Below are 19,425 nucleotides of genomic sequence, written 5' to 3'. Positions count from 1 at the left end.
GTCAGAACTGGAAGTAGAGGAAAGGCACCGCGCCGCGCGCGACGATCAGACCGAACGACAACAGAAAACCCGCTAGCGGCCACCCCGCCTGCCATACCTGCCGCAGCGCCGTGTCGGGAAGGCTATCCCAACGCTGTTGCCAGAGCGGCAGCAGCACGCACACGATGCCCAACCCGGCAGCCAGAGCGTGCACGGGCCGCAGCAGCACGAGCGTCGCGTCGCTCAAGCCGATGCCATTCAAACCGAACTGGCCGCGATACATGGCGAGCGCGGCAGGGAAACCCGCCGCGCGAAACAGTGTCCACGCGAGCATGACGAAAACCAGCGTCAGCACGTGCGATAACCAGGACGGCATGGTCGGCATATCGAACCGGCGCCAGAGGCGCGCGACCATCAGGGCGATGCCATGAACGAGGCCCCACAGCAGGAAGTTCCAGCTATCGCCGCCGTGCCACAGGCCGGCGATCGCCATGGTCAGCAACAGATTGCGGCAGGCTTGCCACTCACCGTGGCGGTTGCCGCCCAGCGGGATGTACAGGTAATCGCGTATCCAGCTCGACAACGACAGGTGCCAACGGCGCCAGAAATCCTGAATGCTGCTGGCAAGGTACGGATGGTTGAAGTTCTCGGGAAAGCGAAAGCCCAGCATCTGCCCCAACCCGATGGCCATGGCGCTGTAGCCCGCGAAATCGAAGAACAACTGCAGCGTGTAGAAACCGCAGCCCAGCCAGGCGTCGGCCAGCGTGGGCGCGTGCAACGAGAAGATCGCGTCGACCATCGGCGAGAGTGTGTCGGCCACCAGCACCTTCATGCTCATGCCCACCATGAGCCGCCTTGCGCCGGCTGCAAAACCGTCCCAGTCGACCTCGCGCGACACCAGCTCGCGCCTCACCCACGCATAGCGAATGATCGGCCCCGCGATCAGATGCACGAACATCCCCTGATAGGCGCCGTAACGGATCATGCTGCGATCGGCCGCCACCGTGCCGCGCTGCACGTCGATCAGATAGGAGATGGATTGCAGCACGATGAACGAAAGCCCGATGGGCAGCACGACGTGTCGCCAGGGGATGGACCCTGCATGGCCTGCCCCCAGCACACTGTCGAGACTATCGACCACGATGTTGGCGTACTTGTACCAGCCCAATATCAGGACGTTGACGACGATGAACACGGCCAGCCAGCCACCGCGTGCACGCTGGCTCGGCGCCCTGTCTATGACCATGCCGCCGAACCAGCCCCAGAAGGTCAGCGCGATGAACAGCAGCAGAAAGACGGGGCTCCACCAGCCGTAGAAGAGCCAGCTGCAACACAGCAGCACGCCATTGCGCCAACGCGCGGGCAACGCGACGTAGATCGCCAGAAAGGCCGGCAGAAACAGCGTCAGGAATTCGAGGGACGCGAAAACCATGCATCGTTCTCAATCGAAAAAGATATCTGGACCGACGCGCCATCGCGAAACACACCGAACCCCGCTCTGCCCGTCGTAACCAGATGAAAAACGGGGAACAGCCGGAAATCGGCGATGAGCGGCGTCGCTTTCAAGGAGGAGGCGCAAATGCGATCAGTGGCTCACCGCGTCGTTCGCCATGAAGATGCGCGAATGCGCCCCGCCCGGCACGAGCAACACCGTATAACGCTGCCCCGCCGCGAGCGTACCCAGGCTGAGCGGCTGCCCCACAGGCTGGCCGCCGCAGACCAGCTGCACCGAGAGGGCGACCGGGTTGACCTGGCGCCGCCTGGCTTGTCCCACAGCCACGCCGTCGAGCAGCACGATGTCGCGACCCGGCACTTTCAGCGTGGGTGTCGCGCAGCCAGCGTCGAGGTTGTAGAAAGCCACCGAAGCTTTGAGCGCATTGAAGTCGTCGGGTTTTTCGCGGACCGTCACCGTATGCAGGCCACCCGCTTTATCCGCGCCATCGAGCGCAACGATGCTGACGAACTCGCCAGGCTGCACCGTCGCCGATACGTCCTGGTGCGCGCTACCGGCTCTCAGTGTGCCGCCCACCGGTTTGCCGGCGGCGATCGGAAGGAAGTGAGTGGCCGGGTTCGCGGCGTCGAGCGTCAGACGCGCTTTCGACCCCGCCGCGCTCACGTCGACCGGACCCGAACCGCCATCGACAAAACGCACGAACGACGAGTCCTCCGCGGGACCGCTCGGGTATAGCGGAATTTCTGCGGCCATGGCCGGCTGCACGGACAAACCGAGACCGGACAGAGCGAAGCCGGACAACAACAGGGAGGAGAGGAAATTTTTCATTCTTTTCTCAAACGGGAAACCTGGGCAGGCGCAGCTCGAAGCCCGGCGCGTCATTTCTGCGGAACGACAGGCAGCTTGACCAGCGCCTTCATGATGTCCGTGCCCCAGTACTTGTAGCCGGTCGTCGTCAAATGCTGACCATCGACCGTCGCCCATTCGCCCGGCCTGGAAAACGTGAGCGAGTCGATGTACTGACACGGCGCGACATTGGCGGCGAGGAAAGACGACAGCTGCTTCACACGGGCGAAGCTCTTCTGATACTTGCCGCCCTCGGTGCCCCAGACCGGCCCTACCCAGACGCAAGCCGTCTTGTTGGCGGCCAGGTCTTGCGTCAGCGCCGTGACCTGCTGCCAGGCCCAGGCCTTCGGGAAATCGTCCTTGCCGTATCCGCCGATCGTGTCGCCCTGGACGATGATGACGAGCTTGGCCTTGTTCGCGGCGATCAATTGATCGACGGGTTGGGTCTTCGCGTTGTGGTCGATGACCAGGGGCGCCTTGCCGTTACGCTCGGCGCCACCGCATGTGCCGGGCACGGACTTCACCCAATCGCCGGGAATACTGCCGCAGACGCCGTAGGTATGCACCTGCGCGCCAGCGGCGATCAACTGATCCTGCAACGTATCGATGAGATAACCGGGTTCGCTCAGATGGCTATCGCCGACTATGAGAATGCTGAGACCAGCAAGTACGGAAGCAAGCATGACTCTTCGACTCCTGAAAAATAATCAATGTCCGATCGATCAGTATGGCGGGCTACTGATCGCTGTAATGCGACTGGTAAGGGATGACCGGCATATCGAGCGCCTTCGTCTGTGGCGCAAGGGTATAGCGCAGATACAGGCCCGCCGCCCACTGCCGGTAGCTGGACGCGTTGTTGGCGCCCACCGAGGCTCCGCCAGTCAGATGATTGGTGAAACGGTATTCGGCCGTAGCCAGCAGGTTGTAGCCGAAGCCGGTCGAGGACTGGTCGGGATGGATCGCGCCGTCGGCGAGGCCAATCATCGAAGCCGCTGAGACTGCTGCGGCCTGCAACCCGCTGTCGGTCGGGAAATACGGCGAGCCGGCCTGGTGGTAGTACTGCACACCGACGGCCCCTTGCAGCTTGTAGGTCCAGCGCTCCGAACGCTGCGCCCACGTGAGCGGCAGGTTGAACGCATAGAACCGCTGCGGGCTGAAGTAGCCGCCGTTGCCGTAGGTGAAGTTGTTCGCGTTGTGGTCGTAGATCATGCCGCTCAGGTTCACGCCCGCGCTCAGCATGCTGTTTTCCGTGCGCAGCAGGTACCAGTACGTCCCGGCGCCGACCTCGGCACCGACGTTGGACTGGACGTTATGACCGTCCAGGTATTTCGCGGAACCGTAGCCGTAGACGCCGTAGTCCTGATTGTCGAGGCCGATCGCACCATGCACGCCGGTGGCAGTCACGCCACCCCAGCTCAAGCCGGATCGCGAATCGGTCGAGCCAGCAAAAGACGTGATGCTATCCGTCACGGCGCGGCGCGACACGCCCACGTTGAACCAACTGCCCTGCCCGGCATCGATGGAGTTCCTGAACATCACGCCGCCAACGACATTGGTGTACTTGAAACCCAAAGGCGTGGTGCCGATGTCGGCCATCCAGTTCCCAGTCTCGTAGCCGAGACCCAGACCGACGCCGTAGGCGGTCTGTTTGCCCGGTGCGGCGACCTTGCCGGCCTGCTGCGCCCGGGTGGCGGCCGGGCCGCCGCCGAACTGACTGGCGCTGAAGACGTCGGTACCCAACGTGCCGCCCTCGAGTTCAACCGGCGTCACGCGAATGGAAAGCTTGCCGTTGTCGACCGGCAGCACCCCTTCCAGAGCTTGCTGCACGCTCGTCAACTGACCCGTACCGGGTGCTGCGTTGTTCGACGAGACGAACAGCCCACCCCTGACTTCCGGTGAACGCTGCGCCCGGAGGTCGCTGAGTTCATTACGCATTTCCTCGAGCGACGGCGAACCGTCCTGAGGCTCGCTCACCGCGACCGTGTCTTGCGGCGCCAGGCCGCCGACCGGCGTGCCCGCCACGGTTGGCAGAGCGGATGGACCAGAGGACGAGCGCTCGCGCGCAGCCGTGGATGTCACGGTCGAGGCAGTCGCGCTCGCCGCGCTCGCCGCGCTCGCCGCGCTCGCCGCGGTAGCAGCCGGAGCGGCAGCGGGCCCGAAACCAGGCTTCTGGTTCGCCAGCACGCTATCCGGCGCCGCGGGTTGCGGGGCGAACGTTTCGGCAGCGGGCAGGCGACGGTGGCGGACCTGACGACGATGACCGTCGTCGTCGTGGACGAAGGGATTGCCCGCCACGTGGACGTCTTGCGCCTTCACGCCGAGCCGCTTTTCCTTGGCGTCAATGGCGGATTCCAGCAGCGACTGCGCTTCGCGGGTCTTGCCCTGCATGACGTAAATGCGCGCGGCGCCGGCCAGCACGTCGGGATCGTTGGGCGCCTTCGCAACGGCCTCTTTCAATGCCGCATCGGCAACGCTGTTCTTGCCGGCCTGCACTGCCGCCATCGCGACGCCCAGTTGCAAACCCGGATTGTTGGGGTCGTTGACGAGCGCCTTCTGGTAAAGCGACAGTGCCTGGTCATACTTGTCATCGGCGGCGTACATGCGCGCGAGCGCGGCCGTGGCGAGGCTGTCGTTGGGCCGCTTCGCGAGGATCGGCGCCAGCGTGTCGTAGGCCTGCGCGAGGTCACCTTGCTGACGTTGCTGGTCAGCCAGTCGCACGGTGTAGAGGTAGTTCAGTTCGTCCAGTTGCCGGCGCTGGTCCGCGGTCAGCGTCTGGCCGTGCAACTCGCGCATCGCGAGCCCGGCCTGGACATACTGGTTGGTCTTGAGCAACAGGCCCAGATAAGCCAGTTGCACATCCGGGCCGCTGCCCTTCAGACCGTTAGGCATCAGCCCGTGCATCAGGCTCATGGCGCGCGGCGTGTTGCCCGCGTCGACATACGCCTGCGCCAACGCGCCCACCTTGGCCGGGTCTTGACCCGCTGCGGGTTCGAGCCGCGCCAGCACACTGCGCGCATCCTCCAGATTGCCTTCGAGCGCCGTTTGCGAGGCTTGCGCCACGACCATCTGAAAATCGATCTGCTGCGCCGTCGCAACCATGTTCGGCGTGCGCGAGGCGGTGGAGATGCGCGTCATCGTGTCCTGCGCGCGCGTCCAGTCGCCCATCTGCATGGCCAGCAGCGCGCTCGCATAGAGCGCTTCGGGATTGTCCGGGTTCGTGACGAGCAGACCGTCGACGAGTTGCTTCGCTTCGTCGGCATGACCCTGTTTGAGATCGTAGCGCGCCAGTTCCAGACGAATCCACGGGTTGTCGGGCGCGCTGCGCTGGGCGTCTTCCAGAATGTGCCGGGCCGCTCTCAGATCGCCACGCTGCGCGGCGGCATCGGCCCGAGCGGCGGCGACGGCGGCGCGCAGCCGATCGAGCCCGCCGATGCCGGCCTTCTGTTCGGGTGACATGCCGTCGATCAACTTCTGGGCCTCATCGGCGCGTCCCGTCTGCGCCAGGATATCGATGAGGCCGCTCGCCGCCTCGCGGTTATCGGGGCTTGTCGCCAGCACGTCGCGGTAGCCCTTTTCAGCACGCGTCAGATCGCCCTGCGCCGCATCCAACCGGGCCGACGCATTGCGCCCGCCCGGCTCGGCTGGATCCAGCCGCAGCGCCTGATCGAGTTCGCGTCGCGCGGCGGCGAAGTCGCCCACGTTTTGCGCGCCCTCGGCCTGGCTCACCAGCAGCCAGTAGCGCGCGGAATTGAGGGCCTTGGCCCAGTTCGCGCCCGCGCCCGGACGCGACACCGCCCGCGACAGCAGCGTCTGCGCCTGCGCCAGGTCGCCTTGCTGCATGCGCACGAGGCCCAGTCCCCCCAGCGCATCCGTGCTGTCGGGTTTGTCACGCAGCACAGCGGAAAAGGACTGCTCTGCCGTGGTGATGTCGCCTGACTTGAACGCGGCGAAACCGCGTGTCAGTCGTGCATCCACGACCGGACCGGCCGGTGCGAGCGGATGCGGCGCCAGCATCTGATGGCGTATTTCGTCGTCGTCCGGATGCAGCTTCAGATAGTCTTCAAACCACGATCTGTTTTTCGGCGTGGGCGTGACCCAAGTCAGCACGGAGCGCCAGACTTCCGTCGCTTCGCCGCCGATGTCCGGACGAGCGGCAAGCTTTTCCAGAAGGGCGACACCCGCCGCGCGATCCTGTTCGTCGCGCACCATATGCTGGGCCAGCGGCAACATGGTGTTCGGATCGTTCGGCGTCTCGGCATTCAGGCGCTCGAGGCCCTGGATGGCCTGATCCACACCGCCATCCGTATAGCCGAGATAGCTGTAATACTCTCGCGCCACACTGCCCTGCGGCGCTTTACCGCCCAAGGCCTTGTTATATTCGGCGATGGCCGCCAGCAACGCGGCCTGATCCTTCTGGTTGACGGCGTCTTGCGCCATCTGGCGCGCCTTGGCGAACGTGGACTTACCCGGTTCGACCGCGAGGCGCAAGCTCTGCTCGAGCAGCGGCACGAAGCGGCTGCCCGGCGCGGCCGCACGAAGTCTGGCCAGATACCCGTTCGCCGCCGCGAACTGCTGCTTGCCGACGGCGATCGTGCCCATCCCATACAGCGCCTCGGGCTGCTTCGGGTCGCTCAGCAGCAGTTTCGACCAGGACTGCGCGGCCAGATCGGGCTTGTCATGCGTTTGCCAGTAGCGGCCCTGTTCCAGCAGCATGTTGGACGTAGCATCCTGCGCCCAGCCCGGGTGGCCGACCGATGCGACCATCAGTCCGAGAATCCAGGCCCGGTTGCGGCTGCGTCTGACTGACATGACTTTCCTTGCTTATGATTGTTGCTGCCGCGATGCCCGCAGCCGCTCACGGGCTTCAGCGTCGCGCCGGGCCTGGCGGCGCCGCAAGAACGAAAACAGACCAACCGCGATCAGCACGAGCGCGATGATGCCCAGCGCCTTCAGCACCCACGCGAGCGACAGGCCGAATGAAGCCAGCCACCAGTCGAGGCCGCGCCAGATGCCGAGATGCCCGACGTAGTAGGTATGCTCGCTCACGAGCGAATCGACTTCCGTGCCGCGGATGGACACGAGGCTTCCCTGGATGGGCTGCTTGCCGGAGTTCGGCGCATCCAGCAACGCGGAGACCGCATCCGTCAGGCCGTCGGGCTGATTGCTGGCCAGCATGACCACGCTGCGGCCCGGTTGCTTCGGCGATTCGAAGCCTGCGAGCACGGCGCTCACGCCCGGCCCTGACCAGGCCAGCGACAGGCGGCGGGGTTCGGCGTCGAGGCGCGGGTTGGCATGGAACCAGCCCAGCACGCGACCCGGCAGATCCGATACGGCGAACTGCGCGCTGTGGTCATACGCCGCGGGCATGGTCCGCGCCCAGTCCTTGAGCCAGGCTTGATCCGCACCCGAGGCGATCACGAGCAGATCCTTGTCGGACGGCATCGCGTCGATGCGCTGACCGCGCAGCACGGTGACGCCGCGCGCCGGATAGCCGGTCGAATCGCCCATGCGGCCCATCACCGCCAGATACGTGCTGTATTCCGGTGTGCCCGCGTTGGGGCCCAATACGACGTCCGTTCCGGACAGGTCGGCCATGCGCGTGAACGGGAAGCCCGCCTGGGCGAACGAGGCCAGGTTCGGCATGGCGATGTAGTGCGGATACTGCGACAGATCGATCGTCGATTCGGGATCGACCGCGCCGCGCACGTTGTCGATGATGATGTCCCGGCACTCGCCCTGCTTGATGTAGTCGTACATGTAGCGGAACTGCAACTGGGTATTCGGCTGCAACAGCGCCTCCAGCGGCACGTCCAGTTTCGCCTGGCGCGGCAGGCTGCTGTCGGGCAAAACTTCACCCCGCAGCTTGCTGCCGCCCTCGAGCCGTTCGAGCGAGAGCAGCGGAATCGACTTCATGAACTGGTCACTGACGCTGAACAGCAGCGACGAATTGACCATATAAGGCTGCGGCGTATAGCGGTAATGCAGGTCGATCGGCACGTTGGGCGCGTGCCAGCCGAACAGGTCGGGCGGCACGCGCATATTGATGCGGATCAGATCGGGGCTGTAGCCCGACACCTGCAATTGTTTGGCGTCGACGAGTTCGCCCAACGACATCGGACGGTCGGTGCGCAGCCAGCGCGGCGCATCGTACGGCTTGCGCGGCGCGAGCTCGGCGAACCGCGCGATGAGCGCGCTCGAACCCGACAGCGTCTGGCTGCCCGTGACCAGCGTGTCGGCGGCCTGCTTGAGTTCCTTGCCGTCACGGCCCATCACCAGCAACAGCTTGCCGTTGGGATCGTTGGGGTTGGTCACGACGGCGAGAGTCGGACCTTGCAGCGGCGAGCCCGCCAGGCTCGCTTGCGCCGCGCTGTCGACGATGACGACCGCGTTGCCCCTGGCAGGCACGGTAGAGATCGATACCGGGAATTGCGCGCCGCGATAGGTCGCCAATGCGCCGAACCACGACGACACGGCGCCGGCCGCTTCCAGCGCGGCCGTATCAGGATTGCCGGCGAACACGAACGGCAGGTTCAACCGGCGAATATCGTGCTCGTCGAAGAAGGGTCGCGGCAGGCGAGCCAGCTCGCTGGCCTGCGCCAGCGGCTGGGTGTCGATGCTCAGCGTACTGTCGTTGCTGATGTTGGCCCACAGGCTCGAATGCAGCGGGTCTTCGCACTGGTTGGTGTAGTGGCCGATCAGTTGCAGACGCAGCTTGCTGTTCGCGGTGAACAGATACGGCGGCAGCGTGATAGTGCGCTGCAGGTTGGTGCCGGAGGTGTTTTTGGGCACGTCGATCGACGCCGCCACCTGATCGTTGACCAGCACATTGATGTGCGACAGATCGGGCAGCAGCGCCGGCGAATAGGCATAGCGCAGGTTCAGTCGCGCACCTGTGACGACCCGATCGTCGCGCACGCCGACCGGCAGCGTATTGCTGCCGTCGACGCCGCGCAGGTTGAGCGCGTATTGCGCGCCGAGTTGCTGCAGCGAATAGGTCACCGTCGAAGAAGCCGCGGTAGCGGCTCCGGCGTCCGGCGCGGACTGCAGCGGCGCCGCGTTGCTATCTCCCGTTGCCGGCCGCGCGACCGGGTTGGCCGCGCCGCCGGCCGAAGCCGGCGCGTCCTGCCGCGCAGCGGCGGCAGCCGCCGCTGGTTGCGCGGCCTGGGTTACCGTCGATGTGACAAACACACAACCGAGCAACAGTGCCGGCCATACTGGTTGCGCAGTCATGCAACGCGCAAGGCGTGCCCGGGAGATGTCAGGCCGTCTTCTAAACATGAGAACCTCTTCGTCCTTCTTCACGTTGCGATGTCTGGGGAATATCCAGGTCTAATCGATTCAGGGCACGCCGGTGCAGAAACACGCCGCCGAGCAAACCTATGAGCGCGACGCTGGCGAGCGTCGCCACGAGCAGCAGCAGGATGTGGCTCGCGAAGAACCATTCGAGCGCGAGCCCAGGCGGCAAGGACCCGATGAAATAGCTTTGATCGTTGCTCAGCGTGGTGAGCGTGCCGTCATGCACGACCACGAGGCTGCCGCTGATCTTGTGGTCCGGACGCTTGCTGATGAGGTAGCGGTTGGCTTGCAGCACGTCCACGACAGTGTCGAGACCGTCCGGCGTATTGCCCGCTACGACCACCGCGCTGCGGCCGCGCGCCAGCGGCGACTCGAGTCCCGCCAACATGCCGTCATGGTCGTCGCTGCTATACAGTGCGGCGATGGCGGCCTCGCGTTCAGCCTGCGCATGCCCACCCGTCAGCTTTTCCCACCACGCGGCGATCCAGCGGTTCGATGAAGCAACCGGAGCGAAGAAGCCGCGCGGCAGATCATCACGCCATGCTTTGAGCAAGGGCTGGTTATCGCCCGACGCCAGCACGAGCAGGTCCTTGCGACGCAGCGCGTCAACCTGCGCTGGATCGCCCACCGTCATGCCCAGCACCGGATAACCCGTGGTTTGACCCATGCTGCCCATCAGCGTCAGGTAAGCGGAATAGTCGCCAGCGACCGGCTGTGCGGGCAGGATCACCGCCGTCCCGGACAGATCGGCCATCCGCGTGAACGGAAAGCCTGCGTCTGCGAAGGCGCGCAGATCCGGCATGGCTGCGTAACGCGGCAGTTGGGAAATGTCGATCGTCGAAGTCGGATCGATGGCGCTCAGGAGCGGGCCGCCGGGCACGTCCTCGACGTGGTCTTGCGGCGCCACGGACTCGTAGCGATAGTCGAATTGCAGCGTCGTCAACGTCGGCAGCAGATAGGTCGGAACGCGTATCACCGCATAACCGTCCGACGCGTCGCCTGTCAGCGGCAAGGTCTGCAGGGGCGTGTTGCCGGCCAGCACACCGAGCTCCGAGCGCGTTGACTCCGGACGGGCCGTATAACGGTAATGCAGGTTCAGCACCGCGCCGCTGTTGTCAAAACCGAACAGACCCGGCGGCAGACGCAGGTCCACATTGATCGCCCCAGGGCGAAAGCCCTGCACCGTCAAGCGGTCCGCCGCTAGCATCTCGCCCAACTGCACCGGGCGGTCACCCGGCAGCCAGTTGGGTGCGTCATAAGGCTTGCGCGGCACAACGGAAACCGGGGCGTCGATCTTGACCCGAGAGCCCGACAGCGTCTTCGCGCCAAGCACCAGCGCGGTCGCGGCCTCGCGGATCTGCGCGTCGTTGCGGCCCATGACCAGCAGCAGCTTGCCGTTAGCGTCATTGGGGTTGGGCACGATGGCCAGCATCGGCCCTTCCACCGCAGGCAGGGTCAAGCCCGGCACCTCGCCCGGCAGCGCGAGCACCACCGCATGTCCATGCGCGGGTATCGCACCCAGGCTCGCGGAGAAGTGCGCACCGCGATAGCCCGCCTGCGCACCCAGCCACGAGGTCACGATACCGGCCGATTCGAGGCGCTGCGCGCGAGGCGCTTGCGGCAGCACGACGGGCAGGTCCACCCTGCGCACATCGCGCACGTCGAGGAACGGCGCGGGCAGTTGCGACAGGTCACTGGACAGGGTCGCCGGAACCACGGTCAGTTCCAGCGCACTGTCCGGCCCGGGCTTCAGCCACAGGTCGGAACTCAGCGGATTGTTGCCCTGATCGCTCGCCTTGCTATGCGCGATCAACTCGAGGGTGAGCTGGTTGAACCCGGACAGCAGCGACACCGGCAGGTCCACACTGATATGCGCCGGCGTCCGCGGTGCCGGTTCGGGCAACGCTACGGTCGCCCCCACAACGCTGTTGAGCAACACCTTGAGATGCGAGAGCGTAGGCAGCAATGTGGACGAGTAACTGTAGTCCAGCACGAGCCGCGCGCTGACCACGCGCTCGTCGCGGCGCAAACCGAAGTCCATGCCCGCATAGGCATCCTCGCCGAGCAAGGTCAATCCCTGCTCCGCGTTTTGCCGCAGCAGCGGGATCCGGTAGGTATACGCGTCGGCCGGCGCCGCCGCGCTGAGTTCCGGGTGCGGGCCTTGGCGCACGGCATCGACCGGGACAGCCGACGCGGCCAGCACGTCGCCCGCTCCGAGCAACAGGACCGAACACAACACCGCGCCCAACCGGCGCGCGCTCGTCAAGGAGCGCAAAAGCGACAGGTAGCCGACACTCACGATTGCTTTGTTCCCAAGTCGCTTGCCGGGTCTGCGGACGAACGGCCAAGGCGCTCACGCCCACCCAGGAACAGATGCCGGAACAACTCCCCGAAGCCGCGCATGCCGATGCCGAGCACCTCAAACAGGCTTCGCAGCGGCCTGTCGGGACGATATCTGCCCCATGAGGCGATCCAGCTGTCGGCGCGCGAAAACGTCGCCCCTATCCAGGCGCGCTCCTGAGCGATCGTCAGGGTCGGAAAACTCACGCCGACGGTGCGTCCGCGGCACACCTGCACTTCGGCCGGGAAAACGTCCTCGTAGTCGTCGCGCAACACCGCCACCGTGATGCGATCGCCGTGCTCCGGCAACGGTGCGCCCTCAGGCAGCACCAGCCCCAGACCACCGTGCGAATAGTCGCTGGTCTGACAGTCGATGCGAGTTCCGTCGGCGTGAATCACGGCGGCCGGCAGTTCGATCTGGACCCGCGGAGCGAGACGCAACTGTCTCGATTCGCTCGCTACGCCCGCGGCCGCGCTGAGGTTCATGATGTTGTAGGTTACCCATACCAGGTTGAACAGAATGCTCGTCGCTTCGGGCCAACCCGGACTGCGGATCAGACCTGCGACACCCACCATGAATCCGCTCAGATTGATGAGCAGCAGAACGATGTAGGGCCGGGCCATCGCCCAGTCGAGGAAGGACTGACGGATCACCCCGCCCTTGGACGTCACGTTGAAGCCTTTGCTGCCTGGAAAGAGTACGGCTTGCAACGCGGGCAGAATCACGTACCAGGCCAGTACCGTTTCGTAGACTTCGCTCCAGAATGAATGTCGGAAACGCCCTTGAATGCGCGAGGCGCCGAGGCTCGAAATGACGAGGTGCGGCACGACATAGGCCAGCACCATCAGCGCGGAAGCATGAAAGACGTGCGCGCCAAAGAACAGATACGCCATCGGTGTGATCAGAAACACGATGCGCGGCAAGCCGAAGAAAAAGTGCATCATCGCGCTCAGGTAACACAGACGCTGTGGCAGTGTTAGCCCTGCGATCAACAGCGGGTTGAAGCGACGGAATATTTCCGCCATGCCTCGTGCCCAGCGTATGCGCTGACCGACGTGACGCCCCAGACTCTCGGTGGCGAGACCCGCTGCCTGAGGGATGGCGAGATAGGCCGTGTTGTAGCCCCTCGTGCTCATCTTGAGCGCGGTGAGCGCATCTTCCGTGACACTTTCCGTCGCCACGCCGCCTACATCCTCCAGCGCCGAACGCCGCAGCACCGCGCAGGAACCGCAGAAAAAAGCGGCATTCCACAAGTCGTTGCCGTTTTGCAGCACGCCGTAAAACAGGTCACTCTCGTTGGGCACCTTGCGGAAGGTTTCGAGGTTGCGCTCGAACGGATCGGGCGAGTAGAAGACGTGCGGCGTCTGCACCATGGCCATCTTCGGATCTTTCAGGAACCAACCCATGCAGACCTGCAGGAACGAGCGCGTGGTGACGTGATCGCAGTCGAACACTGCGATGTACTCGCCGCTCGTCCTGGAGAGTGCCGCGTTGAGATTGCCTGCTTTGGCATGCGCGTTGTCCGGCCGGGTCAGATAATCCACGCCAGCCTGCTCGCAGAATTGCCGGAATTCGTCACGACGGCCGTCGTCCAGCACATACACGCGCAGCTTGTCGGCCGGCCAGTCGAGCAGTGTGGCGGCCAGCACCGACTGCCGCACGACCTGCAGCGGCTCATTGAACGTGGGAATGTACACATCCACCGTCGGCCATGCCGAGCTATCGGCCGGCAATCGCGCAGGCCGGCGATGCAGAGGCCAGAGCGTCTGAAAGTAGCTGCACAACAGCATGAGCACCGCGTACCCTTCGGCCAGCAGCAGAAGGCAGCCAAAGGTCATGTCGAGCGAGGTGGTAAAGGACAGCGTCTGCGTCAGGCGCCAGTACAGGTAGCGCAAGGACATAAACACCGACAATGCCACCAGGGACACCGTGATGATCCTGCCGCGAATGCGGTTCAGCAGAACCGCGACGACCATGCAAAGGATGCCAAACGTCCATTGCTTCGACACGGCCAGATTGACTGTCATGGCAGAAGTGAACAACAGCGCGGCCAATAGCGTCACTGCCAGCCGCAGCCAGTTCGACGCCCATAGCGGTGTCCCCGCTTCCAGAAGTTTGTCGTCCCAACCTCCGGCATGGTCCGTGTTGCGCGTTTGCCGCCGCGGCTCCGTCTTGCTCAGCCTACCTTTGATCTGTGCCATGGAAAGGTCTTCTAGCGCGTGCGCCGGTTCGGCACGACGCGCAGGTTCGCGGCCACCGTGGTTTTAACCAGGCCGTCATTGACGGAAAAGACTGTGACGAAGTTCATGACGTCTGGCGTTGCGGAACACCTTCTTGAGGCTCGCTCCGTTCCCGCAGGCGCGCAAACACGGCGCTCAGAGAATCCGGCTGTTGAGGAGCGGTGACAGGTTCGGGATTGAACTGAAGGACCGGCTGTTCGGGGGCGGCTTGCAATACCGGAAGAGATCCGGACACGGCAGCGGGGACGGCTGGCGCAATCAGCTGCGGCGGCGCGGCGGGGGCCACTTCAGTCACATCGGTGGGAAGAACGGCTTCAGCCTCGCGAGCCGAGTCGTCCCGGGTCGTGTCCCCTGGCGACGACGTGGTCTGCATGGACCAACGCCCACGCGAACCTTGCCCCTGCTCTATTCTTTCTATTTCTTGATAATGCGACGGGCTCACGCCCAACATCTGGAAGAGATTCGAAATGTCTGATGCACTGCTCATACGCCATCCCCGTCGAACTGGCCATATTGTTTGTTGCAGACTGCACCGCGTACCATCGGGCAATCTGCCGTAATTTTTACTTACCGAATAAGGATAACCATTATTCGTTACATCATTGCGTCCGCCATAATAATTCCCAAATCGTGAGGCGGCACCATTGATACACTCGCCCTTTAGAGACCTCTTCAGGAGAGCCGCGCCCAGGTCTTTTTTCAGTCAAGGCAACCGAGGGCCCCGCCGCTGCGGTACGAGCGTGTAACTCATGAGATACCCTTGCGCTCAGGATGAGCGGCGCGTATTGTACAGCGGAATTTAATGCGTGGCCCCCAAATAATTCCAATCTATATATCGGCATTTCCAGAGCAAAGTTAAGCGTTTAAAATGTTAAATATGGTCAGTCAAACGTTTGCTTTTTATTGGGCGCCCGATTATTCCCGAATTTGCGCTGGGAATCGGTTTTGAAAAGCGCGCCGTGGTGTTGCCCTTGAGGTCGTTGTCATGAAATCGCTCTGGATCTGTTCGAGCACTGGCATACGAGGGCCGACGTCGGAAATGTAACGCGGGACCGGTCGATAATTGCGTCGTACGTCTATCAGGACGTGAAGAACGTCAAGGCAAACGACGCTTCGCTGAACAACTGGCCGGTCGACGTTGCGCGCCCGCGCCAGATGGCGTCGCTGTGGACCAACTGGACATGGCATACGGGCGCGCTCACCGGCTTCGGCATCGGCGCGGGCATCCGCTATCAGAGCGCGCTGGCGGGAGCGGCCGACAACTCGCTCACCATCACAAGCTATACGTTGTGAGACGCCGCGCTGCGCTATGACACTCGCAACTGGCGCCTCGCACTGAATGTGGCGAACGTGTTCGATCCTCGCTACGTGAGCGCTTGCCAATCGTACCCAGCTTGTGTATTCGGCAACGAGCGGACTGTGTTGGCTACTGCGAAATGTGATTGGTGATAAGGCATTTCCAAGCTTCGCAATGGCGGGTATTCGGGACTTGGCTAAACCGATGCGACGCGCTCCAGCATCGCTCGTATTCGCAGCGGTCCAGGCTTCACGCCGAGTTTGTCGGCAAGTTGCACGAGCGGCAGAAAACGCCGCTGCAATTTTTCTGTGTGATTCTGCGCGATGTCCGCTATCCGGTGCTCAAGAAACGGATTGAGTAGGCGCTCGCGTAACTCGACGAGATAGGCGAGAGCCTGCTCGCGCTGACCGAGGACCGCAAATGTCGGGAGCACATCTTCCGCCCAGACAGTTTCCAGGCTGGCGCGTAGTATCGGGTCGTTCATTGCCTGACATACGGTCTCGTCAACCGGTCGGCGGTCCTCTAGCCACCGCTCCGCCAGATAGCTGTGACCGAGATTGAGCAGGAACAACTTCAGGCGCTCGAAGTGCTGCAGATCGTCAGTCAAAACGATGTTTTCATGGGTGCAGGGTAGAACCAGCCCCGGCTGCTGCTCAATCGCCCAGAGCGCATACGGTTCGGCAACGGCGCCCACCGGTTCAATCGCCTGCGAAACGATGCGATCGACGAGCGAATTGGCCCATATGCAACGCGTTCGAAGGTAGATAGTGAACGGCTCCGGCAGCCGCCACTTTACCGCGAGAGTCACGACAAGTTCGCGCAACGTATCGCCGTTATTGACCACGAGTTCGCATGGAAAAAGGGAGAGCGGCGCATCAGGGTTTCGTTCCCAACGGGCATGAAGCAACACCAGCAGCTTGGCCGGAAAGCTCTGTGGCACGCGCTCCGGATGATTCACGAGCGTCGCGGTATCCCGGTCATCCAGCCGGAATCCCCTGTCTCCCGTATTGGAAACAATCACTTCGACGTGCTCTGCCACGGCGTCTCGCACTTGTGCCCAATGAGACTCGGCGTGCCATGCTGCGCGCACCGCGTTGCCGCTCAGCATTTCGTCCACCAGCACTCCGTGACGCATACCTCGAACCCGTACCGGATATCGCCCGCCCTCTGCCAGCGCTGCAATACGCTTCTGACTGGACTCGCTGCTGGTGGTCTGCACGACTGTAATGCCACCGAGCGCGGCACCCCGCGTCATGGCTTCCGAAACAAACAGGTCGACATGCGCCTGAAGAAAGCGGCTAGTGCCGAACTGGAGAATTGGCTGGCTCATGGCAAATATCCGATATGCGTCAGAGTCAGCATTCGATGATGGCTTTCACTACACCTGCGGACGGTTCGAGCAGTTTCGAAAATTCGGCAGGAACATCGGCAAGCTTCATCCGGTGCGTGTTGAGTGCCGCATCGGGCACCTGACCGGCACGCATGGCCCTGAGCACAGTTTCGAAATCTTCCGCAGTCGCATTGCGGCTTCCGATCAAGGTGGCTTCGCGCTTGTGGAACTCCGGATCGGAGAAAGTGATCTTGTCTCTCACCACGGAAATCAACACGTATTTCCCGCCGTGCGCAATAAACTCAAAGCCACGCTCCATGGCAGCCGGATTACCCGTCGCATCGAAGACCACATCGAAGAATTCGCCGTCGGTGAGTTTCGCCAGCTCGTCGACGTCGGTATCACCGATTTGCACAGTAGCCGCCACTTCAATTTTCTCAGCGCAGAAGTCGAGACGATCGAGCCGTGTATCGAGCGCCGTCACCGTGGCCCCGCGCAGACGTGAAAAGATCATTGCGGCCATACCGATCGGACCTGCACCGACTACCAGCACGCGCTGTCCCGCCTGAACGTCCGCGCGACGAACCGCGTGCGCGCCAATGGCGAGAAACTCGATCATTGCCGCCTGATCGAGCGTGATTCCTTCAGCCTTGTGAACGAACTGACGCGGCAAACTTAGATACTCCGTCAATGCGCCATCACGATGCACGCCCAATACCTGAATGTTCACGCAGCAGTTCGTCTTTCCGTTCCTGCAGGCAATGCACTGACCGCATGACAGGTAGGGCATCACGTAGACCGGGTCGCCGGCGTCCAGGCCGGAATCCGTGTCGGCTTCTTCGACCGTCCCTGACAGTTCGTGTCCCATCACGCGGGGGTAGGCGAGAAATGGCTGATTGCCGGTAAAGATGTGCAGGTCGGTGCCGCATACGCCGACGCGTCGAACGCGTAGCAACACTTCGCCGCGATCGCGCGGTGGCCGTGAGCGCGTCTCAGCGCGTAGTACGCCGGGAGTTTCACAAATAATAGTGAGCATGAGGTTTCCTTTTTCAGCTACAGAACCCGCGAAGCCATCGTGCGGTTTCGATGCGAGCCCGGTTAATCTGTTTCTTCATGGCGAGCTCAAACGAGTGCCGTGTCGAGACAACGCTATTCGAGGTAAAAGACCTCTTCCATCTGTGCCCAGTGTTCCGACGGCGCACGACTCACCAACGGTTTCTGGCACGGGCTGCACAGGCTCCACCAACGTTGTGTTTCCGGGTCGCTCGCAATCTCGGCCATATCGCTTTCATAGTCAGTTCCGACGTATTCCCAGTAACCAAACAACAGGTTCTCGGGCTCCCGCAGGAAAATCGAGTAGCGGGTGACATTCGAGCGTTTCAGGCGATCGAGCACCGTCGGCCACACCTGCGCATGCAAGCGTTTGTATTCGTCGATGTGCTGCGGATCGATACCGATGACCATTCCCATTCGTTGCACTACACTCTCCCTATTCTTCGAGCCGAGGCTGGCAGGCGGCCAATGCCCCACACGCGCCGCGAGGTGCCAGAAATGGTGATGTGCGTCGATACGCAGGCTCACTCGACCACCTCGGGCACAGGTGCGGTGTCCGCGATCAGACCGTCCGACTTCAGCTCCTGCCACAATCCGGCAGGCAGCGCCTGCTCAAACCACGCGACGTTCTGCTGGAGTTGTTCGACACTGCGCGCGCCCACCACGCACGACACAACCGCAGGATGCGCAAGCGGAAACTGCAGTGCCGCGGCGGGTAGCGGAACCTCGAATTCGCGGCAAACCTGAGCCAGCCGGTTGACGCGCGACACGACACCGGCGGGGGCGTCCCCGTAATTGAACTTGCCGTTACCTGCCAGCACGCCAGAATTGAACACACCGCCGACCACGATCGAATTCCCATACCGTACACAATTGTCGAGAAACGGCGCGAGACAATCCTGCTCGAGGAGGGTATAGCGGCCCGCCAGTAACGTCACATCGAGCTGTAGCTCCTGCATGGCTTCCTGCGCGACCTGCCACTCGTTCACGCCGAGGCCGATGGCTTTGACCACCCCCGCGTTGCGCAGCGTGTCGAGCGCGCGGAAACCGCCCCCTTCTGTAAGCTGTTTCCAGAATTCGACGTTTGCATCCCCATGTGTCATTCGACCGATGTCATGCACATACAGCAGATCGATCTGCGCAATACCGAGACGCTGCTGGCTGTCTTCGAAAGAGCGCATGACGCCGTCGAAGCTGTAGTCGTAGTGCGGCCGGAAAGGAAGCGGCTCAGCCCAGCCGTCGTCGCCGCATTGAACAGTCGGATCCGGCCGAAGAAGCCTGCCGACTTTCGTACTCAGCACGAACTCGTCGCGTGGCCGCGCTGACAACGCGTTGCCCACGCGGCGTTCCGAAAGCGTGTACCCGTAGAACGGCGCAGTGTCGAAATAGCGCAGACCGAGCGACCATGCTTCGTCCATCACCGCGCGCGCCTGTTCCGGCGGCATCGTGCGATACAAGCCGCCAAGTTGCGAACAGCCCATACCCAGTGCGCTCAGTTGCACCCCGGCACGCGACACCTCACGCAGATCACTTGCTTTCATCAGGAATTCCGTTCCCAGGGATTCGTTGCTGGATGTTCAACGCTTCACA

General features: G+C 63.1%; 12 protein-coding genes and 1 pseudogene. 1 reads left to right on the top strand and 12 read right to left on the bottom strand.

The genetic code is table 11. The features are described 5' to 3' along the window. Position 1 precedes the first annotated feature (1 nt). From F6X40_RS00970 to bcsR, 8 genes are all read right to left on the bottom strand, one after another. The gene (locus tag F6X40_RS00970; RefSeq protein WP_187626532.1) at positions 2-1,411 is read right to left on the bottom strand and encodes an MBOAT family O-acyltransferase; all 1,410 of its coding nucleotides are present in this window, start codon (positions 1,409-1,411) and stop codon (positions 2-4) included. Positions 1,412-1,564: 153 nt separating this feature from the next. Further along, the gene (locus F6X40_RS00965) at positions 1,565-2,260 is read right to left on the bottom strand and encodes an alginate O-acetyltransferase AlgF (protein ID WP_262421322.1); all 696 of its coding nucleotides are present in this window, start codon (positions 2,258-2,260) and stop codon (positions 1,565-1,567) included. A 50-nt stretch (positions 2,261-2,310) separates the two neighbouring features. Beyond that, positions 2,311-2,961, bottom strand: a complete 651-nt coding sequence (locus F6X40_RS00960; RefSeq protein ID WP_187626531.1) for an SGNH/GDSL hydrolase family protein — start codon at positions 2,959-2,961, stop codon at positions 2,311-2,313. A gap of 52 nt (positions 2,962-3,013) precedes the next feature. Then, a complete protein-coding gene (locus tag F6X40_RS00955; RefSeq protein ID WP_187626530.1) occupies positions 3,014-7,087 on the bottom strand; it encodes a cellulose biosynthesis protein BcsC in 4,074 nt (1,357 codons plus the stop codon). A 12-nt stretch (positions 7,088-7,099) separates the two neighbouring features. Beyond that, positions 7,100-9,508: a cellulose biosynthesis cyclic di-GMP-binding regulatory protein BcsB gene (gene bcsB / locus F6X40_RS00950; protein ID WP_187626529.1), complete on the bottom strand. Its 2,409-nt coding sequence runs from the start codon at positions 9,506-9,508 to the stop codon at positions 7,100-7,102. 40 nt (positions 9,509-9,548) lie between these two features. Then, a complete protein-coding gene (bcsB, locus tag F6X40_RS00945) occupies positions 9,549-11,873 on the bottom strand; it encodes a cellulose biosynthesis cyclic di-GMP-binding regulatory protein BcsB (protein ID WP_187626528.1) in 2,325 nt (774 codons plus the stop codon). Continuing rightward, entirely contained in the window at positions 11,870-14,116 is a 2,247-nt protein-coding gene (gene bcsA / locus F6X40_RS00940) for a UDP-forming cellulose synthase catalytic subunit (RefSeq protein ID WP_187626527.1), read from the bottom strand. Before bcsA ends, bcsB (F6X40_RS00945) begins: the two co-directional genes overlap by 4 nt. Positions 14,117-14,219: 103 nt before the next feature. Continuing rightward, positions 14,220-14,642, bottom strand: a complete 423-nt coding sequence (gene bcsR / locus F6X40_RS00935) for a BcsR/BcsP family cellulose biosynthesis protein (protein WP_090806611.1) — start codon at positions 14,640-14,642, stop codon at positions 14,220-14,222. Between the two features lie 545 nt (positions 14,643-15,187). On the opposite strand from bcsR, the pseudogene F6X40_RS00930 reads away from it, so the two are divergent. Next, positions 15,188-15,604: pseudogene (locus F6X40_RS00930) on the top strand (TonB-dependent receptor domain-containing protein); the annotation flags it as partial. A 44-nt stretch (positions 15,605-15,648) separates the two neighbouring features. Here the strand turns inward: F6X40_RS00930 and F6X40_RS00925 are convergent. The 4 genes from F6X40_RS00925 to F6X40_RS00910 all read right to left on the bottom strand — a co-directional run bounded on the left by F6X40_RS00925 (position 15,649) and on the right by F6X40_RS00910 (position 19,376). After that, positions 15,649-16,782, bottom strand: coding sequence for a mannitol dehydrogenase family protein (locus F6X40_RS00925; protein WP_187626526.1), 1,134 nt, complete (start codon positions 16,780-16,782; stop codon positions 15,649-15,651). A gap of 25 nt (positions 16,783-16,807) precedes the next feature. Further along, positions 16,808-17,818: a zinc-binding alcohol dehydrogenase family protein gene (locus tag F6X40_RS00920; protein WP_187626525.1), complete on the bottom strand. Its 1,011-nt coding sequence runs from the start codon at positions 17,816-17,818 to the stop codon at positions 16,808-16,810. A 113-nt stretch (positions 17,819-17,931) separates the two neighbouring features. Further along, the gene (locus F6X40_RS00915) at positions 17,932-18,363 is read right to left on the bottom strand and encodes an L-rhamnose mutarotase (RefSeq protein WP_316251775.1); all 432 of its coding nucleotides are present in this window, start codon (positions 18,361-18,363) and stop codon (positions 17,932-17,934) included. Continuing rightward, a complete protein-coding gene (locus F6X40_RS00910) occupies positions 18,360-19,376 on the bottom strand; it encodes an aldo/keto reductase (protein WP_187626524.1) in 1,017 nt (338 codons plus the stop codon). Before F6X40_RS00910 ends, F6X40_RS00915 begins: the two co-directional genes overlap by 4 nt. Between the last annotated feature and the right edge of the window lie 49 nt (positions 19,377-19,425).

It is taken from the genome of Paraburkholderia sp. UCT31 (assembly GCF_014397655.1).
Lineage (GTDB): Bacteria > Pseudomonadota > Gammaproteobacteria > Burkholderiales > Burkholderiaceae > Paraburkholderia > Paraburkholderia tuberum.
The sequence above is the reverse complement of the archived record's forward strand: the minus strand, read 5'-3'. Positions and strand labels throughout refer to the sequence as shown.